This is a genomic window from Aliiglaciecola sp. CAU 1673 (assembly GCF_029223185.1).
Classification (GTDB): domain Bacteria; phylum Pseudomonadota; class Gammaproteobacteria; order Enterobacterales; family Alteromonadaceae; genus Bowmanella.
Map to the genome: position 1 here is coordinate 102,241 of NZ_JARHUG010000014.1, position 23,065 is coordinate 125,305.

Annotated in this window: 17 protein-coding genes and 1 tRNA gene; 10 read left to right on the forward strand and 8 right to left on the reverse strand. The window is 50.2% G+C overall.

What is annotated here, in order from left to right:
• Window positions 1-151: 151 nt before the first annotated feature.
• The 8 genes from P2G88_RS14220 to yhbY all read right to left on the reverse strand — a co-directional run bounded on the left by P2G88_RS14220 (window position 152) and on the right by yhbY (window position 10,957).
• Window positions 152-547: an H-NS family nucleoid-associated regulatory protein gene (locus tag P2G88_RS14220; RefSeq protein ID WP_275797068.1), complete on the reverse strand. Its 396-nt coding sequence runs from the start codon at window positions 545-547 to the stop codon at window positions 152-154.
• 883 nt (window positions 548-1,430) lie between these two features.
• The gene (locus P2G88_RS14225; protein ID WP_275797070.1) at window positions 1,431-3,179 is read right to left on the reverse strand and encodes a tetratricopeptide repeat-containing diguanylate cyclase; all 1,749 of its coding nucleotides are present in this window, start codon (window positions 3,177-3,179) and stop codon (window positions 1,431-1,433) included.
• Entirely contained in the window at window positions 3,179-3,385 is a 207-nt protein-coding gene (locus P2G88_RS14230; protein ID WP_275797072.1) for a hypothetical protein, read from the reverse strand. The genes P2G88_RS14225 and P2G88_RS14230 overlap by 1 nt, the downstream gene beginning before the upstream one ends.
• Before the next feature lie 54 nt (window positions 3,386-3,439).
• On the reverse strand, window positions 3,440-3,982 hold the full coding sequence (locus tag P2G88_RS14235) for a GNAT family N-acetyltransferase (RefSeq protein WP_275797074.1): 543 nt from the start codon (window positions 3,980-3,982) through the stop codon (window positions 3,440-3,442).
• Window positions 3,983-4,542: 560 nt separating this feature from the next.
• Complete coding sequence (locus P2G88_RS14240) at window positions 4,543-5,352, reverse strand: SAM-dependent methyltransferase (RefSeq protein ID WP_275797076.1); 810 nt, start codon at window positions 5,350-5,352, stop codon at window positions 4,543-4,545.
• Between the two features lie 490 nt (window positions 5,353-5,842).
• On the reverse strand, window positions 5,843-7,798 hold the full coding sequence (locus P2G88_RS14245) for a beta-propeller domain-containing protein (protein WP_275797078.1): 1,956 nt from the start codon (window positions 7,796-7,798) through the stop codon (window positions 5,843-5,845).
• A 1,028-nt stretch (window positions 7,799-8,826) separates the two neighbouring features.
• On the reverse strand, window positions 8,827-10,122 hold the full coding sequence (locus tag P2G88_RS14250; protein WP_275797079.1) for a pepsin-like aspartic protease: 1,296 nt from the start codon (window positions 10,120-10,122) through the stop codon (window positions 8,827-8,829).
• A 538-nt stretch (window positions 10,123-10,660) separates the two neighbouring features.
• Window positions 10,661-10,957, reverse strand: coding sequence for a ribosome assembly RNA-binding protein YhbY (yhbY, locus tag P2G88_RS14255; RefSeq protein ID WP_275797081.1), 297 nt, complete (start codon window positions 10,955-10,957; stop codon window positions 10,661-10,663).
• 419 nt (window positions 10,958-11,376) lie between these two features.
• Between yhbY and ftsH the strand changes: the two genes are divergently transcribed.
• From ftsH to pnp, 10 genes are all read left to right on the forward strand, one after another.
• Complete coding sequence (ftsH, locus tag P2G88_RS14260; RefSeq protein WP_275797082.1) at window positions 11,377-13,311, forward strand: ATP-dependent zinc metalloprotease FtsH; 1,935 nt, start codon at window positions 11,377-11,379, stop codon at window positions 13,309-13,311.
• Between the two features lie 180 nt (window positions 13,312-13,491).
• Window positions 13,492-14,319, forward strand: coding sequence for a dihydropteroate synthase (gene folP, locus P2G88_RS14265; RefSeq protein WP_275797084.1), 828 nt, complete (start codon window positions 13,492-13,494; stop codon window positions 14,317-14,319).
• Between the two features lie 63 nt (window positions 14,320-14,382).
• The gene (glmM, locus tag P2G88_RS14270; protein ID WP_275797086.1) at window positions 14,383-15,741 is read left to right on the forward strand and encodes a phosphoglucosamine mutase; all 1,359 of its coding nucleotides are present in this window, start codon (window positions 14,383-14,385) and stop codon (window positions 15,739-15,741) included.
• Window positions 15,742-15,882: 141 nt separating this feature from the next.
• The gene (tpiA, locus tag P2G88_RS14275) at window positions 15,883-16,632 is read left to right on the forward strand and encodes a triose-phosphate isomerase (protein ID WP_275797088.1); all 750 of its coding nucleotides are present in this window, start codon (window positions 15,883-15,885) and stop codon (window positions 16,630-16,632) included.
• A 9-nt stretch (window positions 16,633-16,641) separates the two neighbouring features.
• Entirely contained in the window at window positions 16,642-16,995 is a 354-nt protein-coding gene (gene secG / locus P2G88_RS14280; protein WP_275797090.1) for a preprotein translocase subunit SecG, read from the forward strand.
• A gap of 43 nt (window positions 16,996-17,038) precedes the next feature.
• A tRNA-Leu gene (locus P2G88_RS14285) sits at window positions 17,039-17,123 on the forward strand.
• 148 nt (window positions 17,124-17,271) lie between these two features.
• On the forward strand, window positions 17,272-18,762 hold the full coding sequence (locus P2G88_RS14290; protein ID WP_275797092.1) for a glutamate-cysteine ligase family protein: 1,491 nt from the start codon (window positions 17,272-17,274) through the stop codon (window positions 18,760-18,762).
• A complete protein-coding gene (locus tag P2G88_RS14295; RefSeq protein ID WP_275797094.1) occupies window positions 18,744-19,760 on the forward strand; it encodes a succinylglutamate desuccinylase/aspartoacylase family protein in 1,017 nt (338 codons plus the stop codon). The genes P2G88_RS14290 and P2G88_RS14295 overlap by 19 nt, the downstream gene beginning before the upstream one ends.
• Window positions 19,761-20,119: 359 nt before the next feature.
• Window positions 20,120-20,506 (forward strand): MmcQ/YjbR family DNA-binding protein, encoded by a 387-nt coding sequence (locus P2G88_RS14300; RefSeq protein WP_275797096.1) that lies wholly within the window; start codon window positions 20,120-20,122, stop codon window positions 20,504-20,506.
• A 265-nt stretch (window positions 20,507-20,771) separates the two neighbouring features.
• Window positions 20,772-22,895 (forward strand): polyribonucleotide nucleotidyltransferase, encoded by a 2,124-nt coding sequence (gene pnp, locus P2G88_RS14305; protein WP_275797098.1) that lies wholly within the window; start codon window positions 20,772-20,774, stop codon window positions 22,893-22,895.
• Window positions 22,896-23,065: the final 170 nt, after the last annotated feature.

Here is a 23,065-nt window from a genome sequence, read left to right on the forward strand (position 1 = left end):
TCATAGCTTGTTCAGCAGCAGAGAATGACAAGACTGGCGTATTGGGGTCGATAACCTGCGGATATTTGGGATAAGTGAGGGGCTTTGAAAAATTGAAACAAAAAAGCCGGCAACGCCGGCTTTAGCAAAATTAACGCTGCAACGCCGCTATTTAGATAGCAAAGTCTTGCAGCTTTTTACCCTGTTCCAGGGCATGGGCAAACACCTTTGGCATGCGGCCAATACCGGTCCAGGTATGTTCGCCGTCCTTATCGGTCAGCTTGTACTTGACTGGGCGCTTGGCACCCACACGCTTAGACGGTGCAGCGACTTCGCCGCCGGCCAAATCGTTCAGATCCAGACCTGCTTCCTGCATCTGCTTGAGAATGGCATCTTTGAGTGCCTGTTTCTTTTCTGCTTCGCGACGCGCTTCGGCTTCCTGTGCCTTTCTGTTTTCAATCGCGCTTTCCAGCTTTTCTTTTACTTGCTCAAGCTCTTCTACAGATAAATCTTTAACGGCGGCTTGCAGGCGGCGGGCGTGGGTCAGGATTTTCAGGAATTCGTTCATTCGTCACCTTATTAAAATAAGTTGTAGTGAAAGACAAGGATGGGGTCGCTAATAAAAATATAACTTGATGAAAAATAATGCAATAAGTTTTAGTGCCAATTGATTCTAATTAGGTGGATAACTGAATTAAGGAGATAACCATTTGTTAATGGCAAGATGTCTGTTATTAACGCCTCGTACTTAATTGGTAAAAAGCAGGGATTTAAAAGTAATAAATGCGCCTCTTACGATTGTCATGATATAAGCTTTTGAAAAATAAGGATAAAAAATCGGAATGGACTGGCAAGGGCTTAAGGGTCCTGATCCCTCCAAGTCCTGTTTTTATTACGCTAAACAAGATAATCTTCATCAAAAGAAAGGGATAACAAATAGCTACAGTTAGGTGAATGCATTGGCTCTACTGTCATTGTAAAAGGATGTTAGATGAGGCAAATAGCAACAAAAATCCTTTGTGGAAATCGCTTTCAAAAAGCCAAAGATAAGCAGAGTGAGATTAGGACAAACCTTTCACTAATTAGCCGGGAAAGTGAGCATTGGTCAAAATGGTGGGGAACAATCCATTTGCTTTCACTCGATGTCTGCGGGAAGGAAAGATTATAAATGTACACCGCTATTCCAGACCGTCATTCCCGAATGCTGTAATCGGGAGCTTGCCCGCATGCAGTAAGCGGGCATCCATCAAGCACCTCTGTTGTATTTAAAATAGACTCCCGCTAACTACATGCGGGAGCGACCGAGTAGTCTGATGAAAAAGAGACCACCAAACACATTGCAAGTCCCTTGCAGGTCGTCATGCCCGAATGTGGTTATCGGGCATCCATCAGATCGCAGAGTATTGTCAGACATAGACTCCCGCTAACTACATGCGGGAGCGTAAGGTGCCTTATTGCGGCCGTAAATCCATTTTCAGGTTCAGGTCTTCTTCATAGCGGTAAACCCGGTTGCGGCCCTGCTCCTTGGAATGGTAAAGGGCCTTATCCGCACAGCCATAGAGGCTGTCAAAGACATAGCCACAGACAGTAGAGTCAGATACGCCAAAACTGGCGGTGATCTGAAATTTCTCACCGCTGGGGCGGGTATCAATAGCGGCAATGGCCTTACGGCAGGCCTCGGCAATTTCCATGGCTTTATTTAAGCTACAGCCAGGCAGCACCAGACCAAATTCTTCACCGCCCATACGGCCGATAATATCCTGCTGGCGACAAACGCTTTGACAGGCGGCCACAGCAGCCTTTAACGCCCAGTCACCGACCTGATGGCCATAGGTGTCGTTAATCCGTTTAAACAGATCCAAATCGAAAATAATAAAGCTAAGGGGCTGCGCACTTTTTTGATGGTACTTAAGCGCAGATTCGGCCATCTGGGTAAAATGATGGCGATTAGCAATGCCAGTCAGATCATCAGTTTGTGCCTGTTGGCGCATCTGTAAATGCAAACGACGGTTTTTATAGGCCCAAAGCACAACCAGCAGGATCACCAGCATTAAAAAGGCCATAAAGAGACGATCGTTTTGCTGCTCCTGCTTAGTTAAACGCGCTTCGGTCTTAAGCAGGGAGTTCTCTTTGTCCAACAGGGCAATCTGATTGGCCCTTTCTATGGCATCGTGTTTGGCTTGTTGGATGGCTAGTTGTTTGGCCTTAACTTCGTCTATATAAGCTCTATCAGCTTCAGCAAACTTTTTGTAATAAAATAATGCTTCATCTGGCTTTCCTTGAAGTTCAGCAACTTGATATAGAGTTCTGAAAGCACTGACAGTTGGTCTCGTGTTTCCAAGGTTTTTTGCAACATCTAAAGACTTATTTGCACTTTCCACTGCTTTAGAGTACTCACCCTCATGCATATGTATGAGAGCTGTGAGAGAATAATGTTCTGAAATGGCCGGTGGATAATGTGTATTGTTAACTAGTTCCAAACTAGCTTGAAGTTTACTTTTGGCACGCTCAAATTCTGATTTCCCTATCAAATTATTCGCTTCCCAAATGAATGCCATGCTACTCGCAACAAATTCTTTTTCTTTGTCACAAACTTCAATGAGCTTACTTAGAGCTTCCTCCGATACGTCTTTTTTTAACTCGAATTTTGCTTCTATGGAAAGGTTGAGTGCGAAGCAAAGATTTCTGGGGTCAGGAGCATCGTCAATGACACCCTCAGCATAACTTAATCCCGACTCATATTCTCCCACTTGATTTAAAAATATTGCCAGCGCCACCAAACCGATGTGTTTAATTTTTCCTGATGAGTTTTGGATTTTTTTTTGTAACTCTAGAACCCATGAGTATCCATTTTCAAAATCTCTCATAAGTCCGTACAGATTTACTATTGATGCAGCAGACCTAACCTTCAAGTCTTCATGCTTAGAGTTTTTATATACGGCTTTGTATCCAGATATTCCGTCCTCTAAGTTCCCTGAATAAGCAGTCATGTAACTTTCTAAGAAATGTAAATAGTCAAGTTCTTTCTGTGATAAACTTTCTTTCTTACCGTCAAGCTCTTGCAGTATTTTTTTGAAAGTAAATGTGTCTTTGCTTTTTATGGAGTCTGCGTATTCAAGAGAGTTGAACTCATCGCCGGCGAATGAAATCCCGACGATGAAATTCATAACAAGGAAAATTATAAGAAAAGAGGCGTTCATTACTGAATTATATTTTCGTCTTTCTTCTCTTCATCTTTCTCGTCGCTGGACTCATCCTTATCATCTTCTGCAGGAACCATGAGGCACCATATCTTTTGACTGCCTAGATCTTCAATATCAAGTGATGATAAATCTATTCCTGAACCTTGATGATTCTTTAAAGAAGCTGTAGAGCCAATTTTCTCTAATATTTGAATTGCTGTCATTATAACACCTCAGTTTTAATGTTGCTTGTGGTAGGTTTATTTTAAAAATAAAAATTAGTTAAATTTCTTTGTGGAAGTTTGATTGTACCATTTTTCTTTACTAAGAACGTATAGAGATACGTTCTTATCAAGCGCTGCTTTTTTTATAGGTTGTTCAACAAATCCAAGCCTTCTGACAATTCTTAAGCTTGCGTAATGCGAAGGCTGGAATGATGCTCGTATAGCATCTAATCTTATGTTATCAAAAGCGTATTCTATTACACCTGTTAAAGCCTCTCTCGGAATGTTTTTCCCATTGGCATTGGGAATAATCATTATTCCAAGATCTGCCTGCTTATCCCCTGGAGATAACCACTGTAAACCTTGAACGCCGATAAACTGCCCTGAATCTTTGTTCTCAATTACCCATGTCAGGCGCGTTAATGAAGGGGAGTTGTTTTGTATTAGAGCTGAATTAAAATGCTGTTCTGATTTCTCTCGGTTAAACGGTGCAACAATCTTTCGCATTATTTTCTTATCCATGTAGAGGGCGCAGTAATTATCTCTATCGGATTCTAAAAGTGGGCGGCAGATGAGTCTTTTAGTTTGAAATTCCATTTTTAAGTTACACTCAAATATTGAAAGTTGAGAAATTCATCATTGATTGCACTGTTCGTCAACAAATTTCAAGGTGTAATTTAAGCTGTTAACATGGCTGATTTCAATGCGCATTTATTGTTTCCTATTCTTCACCTACAGCAAAAGCGGCTCTGAAGTTGTGGGCAACGAACGCTGCTTTATATTCCTCGTCTTTTAATCTCTCTAACTCTTCACTTTCTATGGAGAATTTAGAATAGCGCTTTTCAGCATTCTTACCAATAGATTCCAGCTATTTAATCAGTTGTGACATGATTTTTTCTTTTTTGTTTTGGTTGCTCTACTTGTTGTAACTAACACATCCATGTGGCTTGGTTCCAGCTGCGCCATCCAAGGTGCATCGTTCATATCTCTCGAAGTCATGTTAAATGACTTCTCATTCGCCTTGCTCACCGATATTCACCCCCGCTAACCACATACGGGGAAGACGGTGCTAGCTTTTGCCACACCCGCAGTTTGTTAGCGGGAATCCAGCATTCCTAACCTCTGTGCTCTCTGTGGCTCTGTGGTTATTTCTAGCCTTAGTTAGACTGAGCAAACTGCCTATCCAATTCCGCCAATCGATCAATTATCGCCTGGTTCTTTTGCATTTCTATGGCAGGCGGAATGGCCATGGTGGTGTGCTGATTAACCACCACGCTGGCGAAGTCCTTAAGCGCTATCCAATCAATCCGCGTGGGGTCGATAGGCAGCGTCGGGGCTTCATACAGCGCCACCTTATGCCCGGGCGGATAAATTTCCAGCAGCATTTCCAGCAGCACCTGGCGATAGGCGTTATCGGTAGAAAAACGCGCCGCCGAGCGGTCGCCGGCAATGCCTACCTGCCAAAGGATTAAATAAGCGCTGGCATCGATATTGCGTTTATAAAACATAAACTGGCTTGCTTCGAAATGCTGGCAGCCCACTTTGCCGGGATCGATACCCAAATCCGCATACAGGCAGTCTTCGGCGGACACGCCGGGCTCCATATGGGCGTCATAGCCTTCACTTCGGGCCACTTCAATCACTTTATGGGGCGCCCAGGCGAATACGCCGGGGTGACCATAAAACGCGCCGACCACTTTTTTACCGGCGCGCACCTCGGTCATCATGGCTTCCACCATTTCCCGGTAAGTAATGCGGCGATCTTTACCTTCCTGATAATGCACTTGCAGGCTGCGTACATCGGGGTTCATTTCTTTAACCCACATTTCCACTATGGCGTTAGACACTCCACAAAAGACCACATCGGCCTGTTCGATATAGCTACGGCACAATGGTGCGATATGGGAGCCTAAGGTCATGCCGATCCCGACACAGACGATACTGCCTTGCTGTTGTTGGTTTTCCATGACTGCTGCTTTTTTTATCAGCCTGACGGCCGTTTTTTTAATTCGGCCTATAAGATACGGATTTGTTTCAAAATTTCAGCAAAAAAATGAGTTTATTGAGTGAGCCGAGGGTTTTGCATTGGTTTCAAAGTTGGTCTTGCCCGAGGTTGTTATCGGGCATCCATCATGTGGTTTGGTTGTGACCGAAATAGACTCCCGCTAGGGACATGCGGGAGTGACGGAACCTGAACGGGGGGAGTGTTCCCGATTAAGACCTTCGGGAATGCCCCCGATAACCACTTCGTGGCGAGAACATTCGGGGGTGTTCCCACTAACTAAACGTGGGAATGACATGATAGCTATTCGCAAAGTTGTGTCAGGCCGTCATTCCCGAATGCTGTTATCGGGAACATGCACGAAGTAGTTATCGGGCATCCACAAAACAAAAAAGGGGACATCCTGTCCCCCTTTTTGTCCCGTCCCTGGGTCTTCTCCCAAGTTCAGACAGGCCTCAGTAAGGCCCGGTGATCTCGGCGTCGGCCTGCCATTGGCTGTGCCAGACGCTGTTGCCGTGGATATAGTAGAGATGGTCGCCGTGGATCACGCTGCGATCATTACCGCCAAAGAAGTAATACTCTTCGTCCTGTTTTACTTCCAATTGGCGCAGTTCAGTGAGGCTTCCGTCGGCGGTTGTGTCCACATCCAGCATCAGCAGGCTGTTACGGGGTTGCCATACGGCGGTGCACACCTCTTCACAGCTTTGCCACTGTTCCAGGGGCATGGCGAAACGATAGCCGTTGTCGGTTTGCAATACGGTCAGTGCTTTGTAGTCATATTCCACCGGGGTATAACCGTCTCCTTTGACCAGGGTGCCCACTTCCTTGGGATTGGCCGGGTCGCGCACATCAAAGAGGCTGACCTTAACGCCGCTACGTACCGGGTTATCTACCGGGATGCCGTTGCCGTCGGGCAGGCTCTCTATTGACACTTCCTGGCCTATGCCAAGCAGATAGCCGTTTTCCAGCGGGTGCAGATAGCTGGAGAAACCGGGAATTTCCAGGCTACCGGCAATACTTGGCTGTGTGGGATCACTTAAATCCAGCACATACAGCGGGTCGATGCGCTCAAAGGTGACCACATAGCCTTTATTGCCCATGTAGCGCACCGCGTAGATATCTTCGCCAGGCTTGCCGATGGCCTCGGGTTGCTGCTCATTGGGCAATCGTGAAATCTGCACCAGTTCCTGGCCTTGCTGGGTCAGCACGCTCAGGTGATGACTGATACTTTCACCATAGTGGCTGGTCATAATGCGCAGGTTGCCGTCAAACTCTGACAGGCGCAGATAAGGATTGGCCTGCCAGCCCAGGGTGCCGTCCACCTCGCCGCTGGCGGCATAGGTAAAGTTGCTGAGACTGATTTTGTGCAGTTGGGTGCTTTCTTTCAGGGTGGCGGTCAGATACAGGCTGTCGATGGACATATACATCTGCTCGGCTTCCTGCACCATACACAGGCTTTGAATGTCGCTGGGTGCGGCCAGGTTAACCTTGGTAATGCTGATAATTTGCGCCGAGCCATCTTTCTCTTCGGCCTCTTTGGGAATAAAGCAATCTTCGGCGTTATGCAGCGGCTGGCTTTGACCATTGATACTGATTTTGGGCATTAAATCGGCCATTGCCTGGGCCTGCACCAGGTTATAGTTGCGCCAGCGGGTATCATTGTCGCTGCTGCCAATTTCAAGGCCTGCTACCTGCGGGTAATGACTGGTGACCAGATACAAATCATCGCCGATACGTCTGCTCGACAATAGCCAGCCGTCGATTTCCACATCCGTTAGCTTAGTGGCCTGCTCTGGATCCGCGGTATTAAACAGGGTCAGATCCACTTTGTTTTCGGAAGGTACAAAGGGGCCGCGAATATCGGCCAGCATCATCATCGGGTAACCACTGGCTACTACTGCCACCCGGTCAGTATGCTGATAGATGCCATTGATATTGCTGTCGGCTTCATCGAGCGTCAGTCGATTCACTTCATTTAAAGAAAAATCGTCCTGGCGTTTCAATACGCGAATATAAGGCGGCTGTGGCTCGGTTTGATCCGGTGTCCACACAGGGTATTCGGCCACATACAGGTAGTTGCCGTCATACTCCATGCGATCCGCTTCATCCACGCCACCTTCCTGAGTAGTAGTAGTGGAGAAGGCACTGCGTGAATCAGAGGCTTCCGGAATTGCCGTTTGGTAAATTACCGGGTTCTGCCCGGCGCCGTACAGGCCGTTCTTAATAAAGCGGGATACGGTAGAAAGACCTGGCTGCACCAACGCACCGCTGATAGGCGCAGGAGGATTGACTTCCGGGGCCAGTTGCACCGCCGGTGGCGTAGGTTTAGGGGCGCTGACATCACTGCCGCCACCACAGGCGGCAAGCACGCATGCTGTACTTAGCAGAGAAAGGGTCACTGTAGTTTTCATTGTTGCTCTCCTTTTCAAAATTAAGCCTCGAACGACACTCAGCCTAATCCTGCAGACAGCAATTCGCCTGCTGATAATTTCAGCAATTTGTGAATAGTTGTAACTGCGAGTCCCCGCTTACCACTTCGTGGCGGAATATGCCCGAATGTTCATGATACGAAGCAGTAATCGGGCATCCATATTCAATCGGTACAGCTTCGAAAATAGACTCCCGCTTAAAGCATGCGGGAGTGACCAAACCCAAACGGTGGGGGATAGGTTCCCGCTAACCACTTTGTGACGGGAATATGCGGGAGTGTTCCCTTTTACTACATAAGGGAACGACGGGGAGGGATGCACAAATGTTTCATGCTGTCATTCCCGAATGCTGTTATCGGGAACATGCCCGAATGTAGTAATCGGGCATCTACCACACAGTTTGGTTGAATTTGAAATAGACTCCCGCTTAAAGCATGCGGGAGTGACCAAACCCAAACGGTGGGGGATAGGTTCCCGCTAACCACTTTGTGACGGGAATATGCGGGAGTGTTCCCTTTTACTACATAAGGGAACGACGGGGAGGGATGCACAAATGTTTCATGCTGTCATTCCCGAATGCTGTTATCGGGAACATGCCCGAATGTAGTAATCGGGCATCTACCACACAGTTTGGTTGAGTTTGAAATAGACTCCCGCTAAAGGCATGCGGGAGTGACCAAACCCGAACGGTGGGGGGATAGGTTCCCGCTTACCACTTCGTGACGGGAATATGCGGGAGTGTTCCCTTTTACTACATAAGGGAACGACGGGGAGGGATGCACAAATGTTTCATGCTGTCATTCCCGAATGCTGTTATCGGGAACATGCCCGAATGCTGTTATCGGGCATCTACCACACAGTTTGGTTGAATTTGAAATAGACTCCCGCTAAAGGCATGCGGGAGTGACCAAACCCCAACGATGGGAATGTTCCCATACATATCGGAGGTGACAGAAAGGACTCCTGTCATCCCCGCATGTTCTCGTCACGAAGTGGTTAGCGGGGATCCATTATGAAGAAAAGGTATTCACCAAATGCTCTTGAAGCACAGCTGGCACCGGGGCTTTCTGGGCAAAGTGGATAACGCCGGTGGTGTCTTCACTACGATCAAAAATGCTGTAGTAGTTATTTAAAAAGGGCAGGCCGACAATAGTCTGATTGGGCCACCCCGGCACCTGGGTAAACTTAAAATAGGCCTGGTTGGGCTTAGGGGCATGCACCTGCCAATAGGTATCCGGGCTCATTGTCAGGGTCACCGGCTCAGCGCGTTCGCCTGCAAAGGTAAAATGAATGGGCGGCCATTGTGTCAAATCCAGCCCGGCCATATCGATACCTACTTCTTCGCCGGTGAAGGTTTCAAAGGGTTTAAGCAGAGTGGCAAAGTCGGCATTGATATCGGTCAGCGCGGTCAGCAAAGCGCTGAATAATGAGCTTGGCAGCACCATGATACTGGCGCCGCTGTCGACTATGGCATTGGTGCGATAGCCTTGAATATCCTTGGCATCCAGTGGTGGCGCGGCAATGGGCTCAGCCTCCCCGACCTGCATACTCAACAGATTGACGTTGTAGTATTTGTCATCCAGCACTTTGATGGTTTTTGGCTCACCTTGATAGAGGTCGCGATGCAGCTTGGGTTTACCCAGCACAAACAGGCCGTGATTAAGCGGATGGGCCGCCAGCTGCTCTTGGCTTCGCTCCTTATCTGTTTGGTAAATGCTGGAGCGGTGGGTCAGCAGGGCAAATTGATTTCCCACCACGCCCTGTTCTTCTAATTGGCTAAAGTAGGGCTGAATGGTGTCTCTGGGATATTGGTGTAGAAAATGCAGATAATCGCTGACCGATTGCGCCTGATGCTCGGCAGACATTAAGTAGGGATAGCTCTGTAATGGCGACACCTGCTGTTGCTGTAAGTAGGCGCTGATATCATAGGCCGGATTCAACCCCGCATACGCCAGCCCCATAATGCCATCGGCCTGGCCAAAACTGCCCGCTTGCTCCTTGGCGGTCACCGCCACATGCACGTCGTTAAGGTCTGCGGCGTGCTCTAACAGGCCAATACCCACTTTGGTTTGGATCAGCGGACCATACCATCCCCCTTTGCCGTAGCGAACATCCTGTGCCAGGGTAGACGCCTTAAGGCTCTTATCGCTTTCAGGTTGATAACGATGATTACTGACCACCAGGGTACTGCTGCCTGTATCCAAGACCAAATTGGCCGGATGGGCAGGATGACCGATATGGACTCTGGCGCTGTAGCCGCCCTTGGTAAACACATTTACCAGTGGCACGCGAACCGAATGAGGCATGTTAACAGACTGTTTTGACTACGAATTTATGCAGGCTAACAGAAAAATGGTAAGAAAGGGTCTTTCTATGTTGTCATTCCCGCGTGTACCTGCCATGAAATGGTAAGCGGGAATCTATTCCGGATATCCATGGATGCCCGATAAATACTTCGTATCATGAGCATTCGGGCATGGCAGCCTGTGACACCGGTACAAATTCTGACCTGGCTTTCCCTTATGTAGTAAGCGGGAATGACGGTATCCATCAAAAAACGTCGCGCACAGATGTTGTAATCGGCAAAAACGAATACGATGTATGATTTTATCTGTTATTCATCCGCCTTTAAGGCCGGTAGGCTATCCCCGCTAACAATCCGCGGGGATGACGAGAAGCACCCGCTGACAATCCGCGGGGATGTTCCCGCTTTCGCGGGAATGACTTTTTAACTGAACACCATTGTTCCCATATGTTGTAAATGGGAACATTCTGAATGTATTAATCGGGAACAATCCCGCCGAAGCGGGAGTCTGGAAAAGGCGAATGCCGCTTTAGTTGGTATCAGCCTTTGGGAATGCGGATCTTCTTCTCTTCGCTTTCGCGATAGAGCACCAGCACGTGGCCGATTACCTGCACGTTGACGGCTTTGGTTTCGCGCACGATGGCATCCATGATCAGGCGCTTTTGCTCGCGATCATCGGTGGGGATACGCACTTTAATCAGTTCGTGGAAGGCCAGGGCACTGTCAATTTCGGCCACAACGCCTTCAGTGAGGCCGCTGGAGCCAAGCTGAACCACGGGTTTCAGGGAATGGGCCAGGCCCTTGAGGTATTGCTTTTGTTTGGTGGAGAGAATCATTGAGTTACAAATATAATTGGGGGTTAATGCTTGAAAAACGCTATTTTAGCGCCATCTGAGCACTATGCCTAATGAACTTATGGACAAAGGCAAAAAAAGCCGCCGCTTGCTGATGGCTGACGGGGCAAAATGATCAAGGCGCACAGTTTTAGCGTAGATCGAAAGGCAATACCTGATGATGTCCTTGAAAAAGGCCAACAGGTATGGAAATCCGGCGACCATTTTGTGGTCAAAGGGTAGATGTAAATCGGGCTGATTAGCGTTTTGTGTATTCATATCAAGCGCTTAGTGTTGCATCAGAGCCCACAAAACCGAACCCCCGGAAGTCCATTTTCTGAGGGCCTATCTGGTAGCGACAGGCTGCAAACTGTAGTAGTCTTGGTGCTGCCAAACTTGGTTTATAGACAGAGGTTACAGCGTTGAGCGACATGGCAAAAAATTTAATCCTGTGGTTGGTGATCGCCGTTGTGTTGATGACGGTGTTCCAGAGCTTTACGCCTGGAGATTCGTCCAGCCGCCAGTACGACTATACCCAGTTCATTAATGAAGTGAACCAGGGCATGGTGCGCGAAGTGCGCATCGATGGTCGTGAAATTAAGGGTAGTAAGCGCAGTGGGGAAACCTTTGTTACCTACGTGCCCACCCTATACGACGAAGACTTGCTCAACGATTTGTTGAAAAATGATGTGCGGGTCATTGGCGAGCCACCGGAGAAGCCCTCCATGCTGGCCAATATCTTCATTTCCTGGTTCCCCATGTTGCTCCTGATTGGCGTATGGATTTTCTTTATGCGCCAGATGCAAGGTGGCGGTGGCCGTGGCGCCATGTCCTTTGGTAAGAGTAAAGCCCGTTTGCTGGGTGAAGATCAGATCAAAACCACCTTTGCCGATGTGGCCGGTTGCGACGAAGCCAAAGAAGAAGTGTCTGAGCTGGTAGACTTCCTGCGCGACCCCTCTAAGTTCCAGAAACTGGGCGGTAAAATTCCTAAGGGCGTGCTGATGGTAGGTCCTCCTGGTACCGGTAAAACCTTGCTGGCCAAAGCCATTGCTGGTGAAGCCAAGGTGCCGTTCTTCACCATTTCCGGCTCTGACTTTGTGGAAATGTTTGTTGGTGTGGGCGCGTCCCGCGTGCGCGATATGTTCGAACAAGCGAAGAAATCTGCCCCCTGCATCATCTTTATTGATGAGATCGACGCCGTAGGCCGTCAGCGCGGTGCTGGACTTGGTGGTGGCCATGACGAGCGTGAGCAAACCCTGAACCAGATGCTGGTGGAAATGGACGGTTTCGAAGGTCATGAAGGTATTATCGTGATTGCCGCGACCAACCGTCCTGATGTTCTTGACCCTGCCTTACTGCGTCCCGGCCGTTTCGACCGTCAGGTCGTGGTTGGTCTGCCCGATATCCGTGGTCGTGAACAGATCCTTAAAGTGCATATGCGCAAAGTCCCTGTTTCTGACAACGTGGATGCCGCAGTGATTGCCCGTGGTACGCCTGGTTTCTCCGGTGCCGATTTGGCTAACCTGGTCAACGAAGCAGCCTTGTTTGCTGCCCGTGCCAACAAGCGCCTGGTGGCCATGGAAGAATTCGACAAAGCCAAAGACAAGATCATGATGGGTGCCGAGCGCAAGTCTATGGTTATGTCCGAAAGCGAGAAAGAAATGACCGCCTATCACGAAGCCGGTCACGCCATTGTCGGCCGTTTGGTGCCCGAGCACGATCCGGTTTACAAGGTGTCCATCATTCCTCGCGGACGCGCCTTGGGTGTGACCATGTACCTGCCTGAACAGGACAGATTCAGTTACACCAAACAGCATCTGGAGAGCATGATTTCCAGTTTGTACGGTGGTCGTATTGCCGAAGACATTATTTATGGCGGCGAGAAGGTGACGACCGGCGCTTCTAACGATATTGAGCGTGCTACTGACCTGGCCCGCAAGATGGTGACCCAATGGGGTCTGTCCGACAAGATGGGTCCGATGTTGTACGCCGAAGAAGAAGGCGAAGTGTTCCTGGGACGCAGCATGGCGCGCGCCAAGCATATGTCCGATGACACCGCCCGTGCTATTGATGCCGAAATCAAATCGGTGATCGATCGCAACTACGGCCGCGCCGAAACCATACTGCGTGAAAACATGGACATCCTGCATGCCATGAAAGACGCGCTGATGAAGTATGAAACCATCGATGCCCATCAGATTGATGACTTGATGGCCCGTCGCGATGTGCGCCCGCCAGCGGATTGGGACAATGACAATAAGCCCAAGGGTGACAACACGGCTAAGCCTGAGAAAAAGGAAAAGGCCGAGAGTAAAAAGCCTGCCGATATCGGCAAACCGGGTGATATCACCGGCTAAACTTAAGCCTCAATAATAAGGGCAGCGAGAGCTGCCCTTTTTTATCTTCGCGTTTAAGATCCCCGCTAACCGCTTCATGGCGAGAATATGCGGGGGTGTTCCCGCTTACTACATGCGGGAATGCCCCCGATTAATACATTCGGGGGTGACGGTTGGAATGATTATTTACTTGGCAACAAGATGAAATTTAAAAACCAAAGTTTAACGCTGGACCAACCCAGGGTGATGGGCATCCTCAACGTTACCCCTGACTCCTTCTCTGACGGTGGTCGTTTTCAGCATATAGAGGCTGCCTTACGACAGGCACAAAAAATGATGGAAGACGGTGCCCACTTTATCGATGTGGGCGGCGAGTCCACCCGCCCAGGTGCTGCAGAAGTGTCTGAGCAGCAAGAATTGGACAGGGTTATCCCGGTGATTGAGGCAATTAAGGCCAACCTGGATACCATTGTCTCTATCGACACCAGCAAAGCGGCGGTAATGACCGAAGCAGTAAAAGCGGGCGCTGGTTTGATCAATGATGTGCGCGCCTTGCAGGAGCCCGGTGCTTTGCAAGCCGCTGCCGATTCGGGCGCTGCTGTGTGTTTGATGCATATGCAGGGGCAGCCGCGCACCATGCAAAGCAATCCGCAATACGAGGATGTGGTAAAAGAGGTCATGCAGTTTTTAGGACAGCGTGCTGATGCCTGTGTGGCAGCGGGCATTGCAGAGGATACAATTCTGCTGGACCCTGGCTTTGGCTTCGGTAAGACTATTGAACACAATTATCGTTTGCTGGCAGTCCTGGCGCGTTTTCATCAGTTGAACAAGCCGCTGCTGGTAGGTATGTCACGTAAGTCTATGGTTGGTAATCTGCTGAATCGGACCGTGGATGAACGATTGGCAGGCAGCCTGGCCTGCGCATTGATTGCCGCCCAACAGGGCGCGCAAATCCTGCGTGTGCATGATGTGCAGCAGACAGTGGATATGCTTAAAGTGTTAGCGGCCACAACGGCCCAACAGGATTAATGTGACGGCCACAGGCCGCATATCAACAACTAGAATAAGATTCACGAATCAGGGGTAAATAAGATGAGTGAAAGAAAGTATTTCGGAACAGACGGCATCCGCGGCAAGGTCGGCGAGAGTGCCATTAACCCGGAGTTTGTAACCAAACTCGGTTGGGCCGCAGGTAAAGTACTGGCCGGCCGTGGCACCAACAAGGTGTTGATTGGTAAGGATACCCGGATTTCCGGCTATATGCTGGAATCGGCGCTGGAAGCCGGTTTGTCGGCTGCCGGTATCAATATCGGCTTGCTGGGCCCCATGCCTACACCGGCCATCGCTTATCTGACCAAGACCTTCCGCTCTGAGGCGGGGATTGTTATCAGTGCTTCCCACAACCCTTTCTATGACAACGGCATCAAGTTCTTCTCTGCCGACGGTTTTAAGCTGGATGATGATATCGAGCTGGCTATCGAAGCTGAGTTGGAAAAGCCGATGGTCTGTGTGGCTTCCGACAAGTTGGGTAAAGCTACCCGTATTAATGATGCGGCGGGCCGTTATATCGAATTTTGTAAAGGCACTTTCCCGTCAGATTTATCCTTAACCGGCATGAAAATCGTGGTCGATTGCGCCCATGGTGCAACCTACCATATTGCTCCTAACGTGCTGCGTGAACTGGGTGCCGACGTGATTGAAGTAGGCACCAGTCCTAACGGACTGAACATCAACGACAAGGTCGGCGCCACCTCAATGCAGGCGATTACTGAAAAGGTTCTTGCCGAGCAGGCTGATCTGGGCTTTGCCCTGGATGGTGACGGTGACCGTATTATGATGGTGGATCACAAGGGCAACGTGGTGGACGGTGATGAGATTGTTTATATCATCGCCCGTGATGCCCTTAAATCCGGTCGTCTTCAAGGCGGCGGTGTGGTGGGCACCCTGATGAGCAACCTGGGCCTGGAAGTGGCACTGAGTAAACTGTCTATTCCCTTTGCCCGCAGTAAGGTGGGTGACCGCTACGTGATGGAAATGCTGCAGGATAAAGGCTGGAATATCGGTGGAGAAAGCTCAGGCCATGTGCTTAATCTGTCAGTGGCCAGCACCGGTGACGGTATTGTCTCCGGTTTGCAGGTACTTACCTCTATGCTGCGCGCCGGTATGAGTTTGTATGAACTTCGCCGCGGTATGGAAAAATTCCCGCAAACCCTGATCAACGTGCGCTACAGCGGTGGCGTTTCACCTTTGGATGCCTTGGAAGTGCAGACAGCGGTGAAAGCCGCCGAGCAGGATATGGGCGATGAAGGCAGGGTATTGCTGCGCAAGAGTGGTACCGAGCCGTTGATCAGGGTCATGGTGGAATCCCATACTGATGACATGGCACGCAAATGGGCTGAGACCATTGCCGATGCCGTGCGCAAAGTTACCGCCGAACAAAAAATCGCCTAAGCAGGCAGTCAAAGGCGATTCGCTCAGTTTTTGACTGATTGAATCGCCCCTTACTTGTAACTTTGGAGTGGGTTGGGTAAACTCTCGCGCGCTCTGAAATGACACCCCGAGAAGGGTGATCACCTTAGCACTGGAGTCACCATGACAGTGAGCAGTAGACGCCCGTTAGTTGCAGGCAACTGGAAGCTAAATGCCAGTTTGGAACTGGTCAGGGACATGCAGCAGGCTTTACAGCAAAGTCGGCTAGAGAAAATGGATGTGGTTGTTTGCCCACCTTTTCCCTACCTGAGTCTGTTCGAGAAAAACGGATTTGCACTGGGAGGTCAAAACCTCAGTCAGTTCGAATCCGGCGCCCATACTGGTGAAGTATCTGCACAGATGCTCCGTGAATTGGGTTGTGACTACGTGATCATCGGCCACTCCGAGCGACGTGCCGAGCAAGGTGAAAACGACGACATGGTTGCACAAAAAGTGCAGCAAGCACTGGAAAATGGGCTTACTCCTATCCTGTGTGTCGGCGAGTCGGAGCAGGTGCGTGAATCAGGCCAGGTGTTTGAATTCATTGCCCGGCAGTTAGATGCGGTGCTGACAAAGATCGGCGCAGCGGGACTGGCAAAAATAGTGATTGCTTACGAACCCATTTGGGCTATCGGTACCGGCAACACCGCCACTCCCGAGCAGGCGCAAGAAGTGCATGGCTTTATTCGTAGTCATGTGGCCAAAGTGGAAAAAACCGCGGCCAGCGCATTGAGAATACTTTACGGCGGCAGCGTCAAAGCGGATAATGCCGCGCTACTGTTCGCTCAGGCAGATGTAGATGGTGGCCTTATCGGTGGCGCCAGCCTGAAGACGGATGAATTTATTGCGATTTGCCAGGCGGCAAATAGTTAGAGGTAAAGCATGCTTTACGAAGTATTGATGGTAATTTATTTGTTGGTGGCCATGGCCCTGATTGGCCTGGTGTTGATCCAGCGTGGTAAGGGTGCTGACATGGGCGCGTCTTTTGGCGCTGGCGCTTCTAATACTGTGTTCGGTTCCACGGGTTCCGGAAACTTCCTGACTCGCAGTACTGCTGTGTTGGCCACACTGTTCTTCGCAATCAGCCTGGTGCTGGGCGCGATGACGGCCGGTAAAGAAAAGCAGGTTGATGAGTGGCAGGATCTGGAAGTACCAGTATCTCAGGCCCCAGCCGCTATGCCAGCTGACAGTGATGTACCTGCTGAGCAGCAAGAGCCTTCCGACGTTCCTAATTAAGAACGCCGCGACCGCCTCGGTCGTTAAACAGAGAGCAGATTTTGCGGATGTGGTGGAATTGGTAGACACGCCATCTTGAGGGGGTGGTGTCGCAAGACGTGCGAGTTCGAGTCTCGCCATCCGCACCAAATAATAAAAAACCCGGCTTCGGCCGGGTTTTTTGTTTTCCAGCCCCTGCAAGTGTTTCTTTATCCCCGCCGTTTGTTTTTTGCGCTGAATCAATGCTAAAAAAGGGATTGGCAGCCAGACTTGGTATTGGGTCACTAAGGGGAAGACATGGGTAGTTCAATTGAAACGGATGCGGTAAAGCAGGGGGATGTGGAGGCGTTTTCCCGGCGGCTGGATGAGCAGCTGGGGTTATTAAAGCAAGCAGTCAGGACCCCTGGCTTTGGTGGCGATCCCCTGTGTATTGGTGCAGAGCTGGAAATGTACCTGGTGGATAACGATGCCAAAGTCTCGCCCAGCAACCACATACTGCTGGAAGCCCTTAATGACTCCCAGTTTCAGGCAGAGATCAACCAATACAACCTGGAACTGAACTTGTCGGTGTTTCAGCAAAAGGGCCGACCCTTCTCAAAGCTTCGAGAAGAGATGCAACGCAAAACCGATCACTTACAGCGTCTGGCCGAGCATACCGGCGTCAATGTGGTACCCATCGGCATTTTGCCCACCTTACGCCAGCATCACCTCAGTAAAGAGTTTATGACCCCTTTGCCCCGCTATCAGGCACTGGCAGACAGGTTATATCATCTGCGAGGCGAGCCTTTCAGATTAAATATCACTGGTGAAGAGCCGGTTTCCATTACCTGCGACGATGTTACCGCAGAGGGTGCCAATACCTCCTTCCAGGTACATATGATGGTGCAGCATAGTCAATTCGCCGAACTCTTTAATGCGGTGCAGCTGACCCAGCCTTTTGTGACGGCGGTCGCCGCCAATTCCGGGGTGTTGCTGGGCAATCTCAGCTGGGATGAGACCCGGGTGGCACTCTTTAAACAAGCCCTCGATACCAGGTTACCTGAGCAGCGCAGCCGCTGGCGGCAGCCCACCCGCGTGGCTTTTGGTTTTGGCTGGGTACGGCATGACGCCTGGGAGCTTTTTGCCGAAGCGGTGTCGTTAAATACGCCGCTTTTGCCTGTCTTAAGCGATGAAGATTCGGCTCAGGTACTGGCCTCCGGCAAACTACCGAAATTTAAAGAGCTTTGTGTGCATATGGGCACCATCTGGCCCTGGAATAGGCCGGTATATTGTCATCAGGGTAAAGGTCATGTGCGTATTGAGCTCAGGGCCATTCCTGCCGGTCCCACTTCTATGGATATGCTGGCCAATGCGGCCTTTGCCATCGGCCTGGCTAACGGTATCGCCCCGCAGATGGAAACCTATCTGGCGGCGCTGCCCTTTAGATTTGCCGAATATAACTTTTATCGCGCCGCGCAAAATGGCTTGGATGCCCATATTCTCTGGCCCAAGGCCGGTAGTCATCAACTTTCTGAAATTCCCTTAATCAGTCTGATGGAAGAAATGCTGACCTATGCCCATGATGGTTTACTGAAAATAGGTGTCGAGTCAGAGGAGGTCCAATTTTTCCTGGATGTCATCGCTAAGCGCATGGCTTGTGGTGTTAACGGGGCCCGCTGGCAGAAGCGTACCCTCAGCACCTTGTCGCAGTCCATGGAGCGCGACAAAGCCTGTCAGGAAATGGTGCGCCGCTATATGGAAAATGCACGCAGCTGTCAGCCGGTAAGTCAGTGGCCGCGCATATGGTAGATGGATTTCAGTGTCTTCATGCTAATGAGTTGGAGATAGGAGAGAGTCCAACCGACTTACTCAGGCGCTTAGGTGGGCCAACCGTGATCGATGTGCCTGGTCTTGATGGCAGTCGCACCAGGGTTGTCTGCACCCTTATTCATGGTAACGAACCTTCTGGTTTTTTTGCCTTACATCGTTTTTTGAAAGAGGGGCGTCAGGGGCAAACAAACCTTCGATTTATTCTGCCGTCGGTGCCAGCCGCCTTGGAGCCACCACTGTTCACCCATCGCTATCTGCCTTGGGAAATGGACCTGAATCGTTGCTTCCCCGGTGATACAAGAACTGCCTTGCATCAACGAGCGCAGGCGGTGATGAAAGCCGTTGAAGAAGTGAATCCCGAGTGTACCTGGGATCTGCACAACACCTCTGGCTCCGGCCCTGCTTTTTCCGTTTCCCTCTATGATTCGCCTGTGCACCTGGCCATGGCAGGTTATTTCACAGATCGCATGATCCTGACCGGCCTGCGAATGGGGGCGCTGATGGAGCAGGAACTCGCAGACCCCATCATTACCATCGAATGCGGTGGTGCGATGGATAGTGGCTCTCACGAAACCGCTTTTCGAGGTCTTTGTGCCTTGGCACAAGCCAAGGATTTGCAGCTTGGGACAATCCAGAAAGTGGAGCTGCTTCGCCACCCTATTCGCGTGGAGTTGCGTCAGGAGCAAAGCCTCGCTTATGGCTATGACCGGGTATCGGATGTGGATGTCAGTATCTGCGCCAGCATAGAGCACAAAAACCAGGGAATAACCCCACAAGGCAGTTTTCTGGGGTGGATTAATAATGGCGGCCTGGACAATCTGATTGTGCGCGATGAGGCCGGAAATGAACTGCCCCAGCAAATGTTTACACTGGATGGCGATAAACTGCATACGGCAAAGCCGTTACGCTTTTTTATGGCCACCACCCGCGCCGATATCGCGGTCAATGACTGTTTGTTTTATGTAGTGGAGGTTTGACCCACGGAGACCAGGATTCCCGCTTAAAACATGCAGGAATGACCATTACTTTGGGACTTGCGAGTCGGGGAATTGAACCACAGAGACACAGAGGGTTGAAGAAAGGTTTATTTGGGGGGATAACAAGTGTTTTGTGAACTCTACTAGTATCGTCCTGCTTTCAATTAGGTCATCTCCGCGACCTCTGTGTCTCTGAGATAGGCGAATTGAACCACAGGGACACAGAGAACACAGAGGGTTGAAGAAAGGTTTATTTGGGGGGATAACAAGTGTTTTGTGAATTCTACTAGTATCGTCCTGCTTTCAATTAGGTCACCTCCGTGACCTCCGTGTCTCTGTGGTAAAAAAAGGAATAGAAAATGAATTATCAACAAACCAGGGAATATCTGCTTAACAAACCTGAAGCGCTGGAGGATTTTCCTTTCGGACCCGATGTGGCAGTGATGAAGATCCAAGGCAAGATGTTTGCGACCCTGGCCACTGAGAAAGGGGAGGGGCGGATGAACCTCAAATGCGACCCCCATCAGGCGCTGATGCTGCGAGATCTCTTCGCATCTGTAATCCCCGGCTACCATATGAACAAAAAGCATTGGAATACCATTAAGCTGGATGGCTCTATTCCTGAGGGCGAAATCCAGCGCATGATCGATCATTCGTATGCCCTGGTAGTAAATAGCCTGACCAAATCGGTTCGCAATGGACTGATTACCCGTTTTGGCGAGGATGCCCTGCGCCTCAATGCATAAATCAATGGCGCAGCCCTGCCCAAAGGACTTCCTTAACGCTGTCATTCCCATATGTTGTAAATGGGAACATCCCCGCATGTAGTTAGCGGGGACCCGAATTTGACACTGTTTTTGCCCCCCCTTAGCCGCTATACTATGCGCCGCGTTAAAAAGCGATAGAAACTATCAATAGCAAGAACCCTAATCAGTGTCCTCAAGCCGTGAGGCTCCGAATAAGCCCGAATGGGTGTTGGAACTGATGAAGGTTCGCCAAAAGGAAAGACAAGTGACTCCGATTACTAAAACGTTCCAATATGGACAACACACAGTTACGCTGGAAACCGGCGTAATCGCTCGTCAGGCCACTGCGGCCGTGATGGCCAGCATGGACGACACTGCTGTGCTGGTAACAGTGGTTGGCAAAAAAGAAGCCAAAGCTGACCAGGATTTCTTCCCCCTGACTGTTAACTATCAGGAAAAAACTTACGCTGCCGGTAAAATCCCCGGTGGTTTCTTCAAGCGTGAAGGCCGTCCTTCTGAGAATGAGACCCTGACTGCCCGCTTGATTGACCGTCCTATTCGTCCTCTGTTCCCAGAAGGCTTTAAGAACGAAGTTCAGGTTGTTATCACCGTCGTATCTTCTAACCCGGATATCCCTACCGACATCATCTCCATGATCGGTACTTCTGCAGCCCTGGCCATTTCCGGTATCCCCTTCAATGGTCCTATTGGTGCGGCCCGTGTTGGTTATAAAGACGGCCAGTACATTCTGAACACCCGTAACAGCGAAATGGCTGACAGCGACCTGGACTTGGTGGTTGCCGGTACCCAAGGCGCGGTATTGATGGTGGAATCAGAAGCCAAGATCCTGTCTGAAGAAGTGATGCTGGGCGCGGTGATGTACGGCCACGACGAAATGCAAACTGTGATTAAAGCCGTTAGCGAATTCGCAGAGCAAGTGAACACGCCTAAGTGGGACTGGCAGCCAGAAGCCGAGAACACTGAACTGAAAGCCAAGATCAAAGAACTGGCTGAAGCCGGTATGACTGAGGCTTACCAGATTTCTGACAAGATGGCGCGTAAAGATGCCGTGACTGCTGTGACCGACAAAGTCGCCGCACAAATCCTTGAAGCAAATCCTGAGCAGGATGCCAAGGAAGTCAAAGAGCTGCTGCACGAGCTGGAAAGTGACGTAGTACGTTCTCGCATCCTGGCCGGTCAGCCGCGTATCGACGGTCGCGACCCACAGATGATCCGTGCCCTGAACGTGGCCACGGGTATTCTGCCTCGTACCCACGGTTCTTCACTGTTCACCCGTGGTGAGACGCAGGCCCTGGTAACCGCTACATTGGGTACCGAGCGTGACGCACAGATGATTGATGAGCTGGGCGGCACTTCCAACAGCCGCTTTATGCTGCACTATAACTTCCCTCCATACTGCGTAGGCGAAACCGGCATGATGGGTTCGCCCAAGCGTCGTGAAATCGGCCACGGTCGTCTGGCCAAGCGCGGTATCCAGGCAGTTATGCCTACTGAGGAAGAGTTCCCGTACGTTGTGCGTGTAGTATCTGAAATCACCGAATCTAATGGTTCATCCTCCATGGCTTCTGTGTGCGGTAGCTCACTGGCGCTGATGGATGCCGGTGTACCGATTAAGGCTTCTGTAGCCGGTATCGCCATGGGCTTGGTCAAGAGCGACGATAACTTCGTAGTATTGTCTGACATCCTGGGTGACGAAGATCACCTGGGTGATATGGACTTTAAAGTGGCAGGTACTGCTACCGGTGTTACCGCGCTGCAGATGGACATCAAGATCGAAGGTATCACCAAAGAAATCATGCAGATCGCCCTGAAACAGGCCAAAGAAGCCCGTCTGCATATTCTTGGCGTAATGGATCAGGCCATCAACTCACACCGTGAGGAAATGTCTGAATTCGCCCCTCGCATCTACACCCTGAAGATCGAACAGGACAAGATCCGCGAAGTTATCGGTAAAGGCGGCGCGGTTATCCGCTCCATCACCGAGAAGTCTGATACCAGCATCGAAATTGAAGATGACGGTACCATCAAGATCTTCGCCACCGAGCGTGCCAAGGCGCAGATCGCCATCGATATGATCGAAGGCATCACCGCCGACGTGGAAGTAGGCAAGACCTACCACGGTAAAGTGACCCGTTGCGTAGACTTCGGCGCTTTCGTTGAGGTTCTGCCTGGTAAAGAAGGTCTGGTACATATTTCCCAGATCGCTCACGAGCGCGTAGCCAAGGTAACCGACTACCTCAAAGAAGGTCAGATGGTCGACGTGAAGGTGATGGAAATCGATCGCCAGAACCGTATCCGTCTGAGCATCAAAGAGTTGCTGGAAAAGCCTGCGGCCGCTGAAGCTGCCCAGGATGAGTCTCAGGACTAATCTGCAAATTCAAAGCGGATAAAAGACATAAAGGCATCCTTCGGGATGCCTCAGATTGATGATAAACCCCACCATTTTGGTGGGGTTTTGTTTTTTAGGGCCATCCAGTGAGTTTTCCGTGGCTCCTTACCTATTGATGGGATCGGCTGATTTTTTCTTAAGCGTGATTG

Excerpts from the sequence above, each read along its gene's own strand:
- P2G88_RS14220 (WP_275797068.1), bottom strand. The coding sequence starts at position 547 with ATGAACGAATTCCTGAAAATCCTGACCCACGCCCGCCGCCTGCAAGCC.
- P2G88_RS14225 (WP_275797070.1), bottom strand. The coding sequence starts at position 3,179 with ATGAACGCCTCTTTTCTTATAATTTTCCTTGTTATGAATTTCATCGTC.
- P2G88_RS14230 (WP_275797072.1), bottom strand. The coding sequence starts at position 3,385 with ATGACAGCAATTCAAATATTAGAGAAAATTGGCTCTACAGCTTCTTTA.
- P2G88_RS14235 (WP_275797074.1), bottom strand. The coding sequence starts at position 3,982 with ATGGAATTTCAAACTAAAAGACTCATCTGCCGCCCACTTTTAGAATCC.
- P2G88_RS14240 (WP_275797076.1), bottom strand. The coding sequence starts at position 5,352 with ATGGAAAACCAACAACAGCAAGGCAGTATCGTCTGTGTCGGGATCGGC.
- P2G88_RS14245 (WP_275797078.1), bottom strand. The coding sequence starts at position 7,798 with ATGAAAACTACAGTGACCCTTTCTCTGCTAAGTACAGCATGCGTGCTT.
- P2G88_RS14250 (WP_275797079.1), bottom strand. The coding sequence starts at position 10,122 with ATGCCTCATTCGGTTCGCGTGCCACTGGTAAATGTGTTTACCAAGGGC.
- yhbY (WP_275797081.1), bottom strand. The coding sequence starts at position 10,957 with ATGATTCTCTCCACCAAACAAAAGCAATACCTCAAGGGCCTGGCCCAT.
- folP (WP_275797084.1), top strand. The coding sequence starts at position 13,492 with ATGAAATTTAAAAACCAAAGTTTAACGCTGGACCAACCCAGGGTGATG.
- glmM (WP_275797086.1), top strand. The coding sequence starts at position 14,383 with ATGAGTGAAAGAAAGTATTTCGGAACAGACGGCATCCGCGGCAAGGTC.
- tpiA (WP_275797088.1), top strand. The coding sequence starts at position 15,883 with ATGACAGTGAGCAGTAGACGCCCGTTAGTTGCAGGCAACTGGAAGCTA.
- secG (WP_275797090.1), top strand. The coding sequence starts at position 16,642 with ATGCTTTACGAAGTATTGATGGTAATTTATTTGTTGGTGGCCATGGCC.
- P2G88_RS14290 (WP_275797092.1), top strand. The coding sequence starts at position 17,272 with ATGGGTAGTTCAATTGAAACGGATGCGGTAAAGCAGGGGGATGTGGAG.
- P2G88_RS14300 (WP_275797096.1), top strand. The coding sequence starts at position 20,120 with ATGAATTATCAACAAACCAGGGAATATCTGCTTAACAAACCTGAAGCG.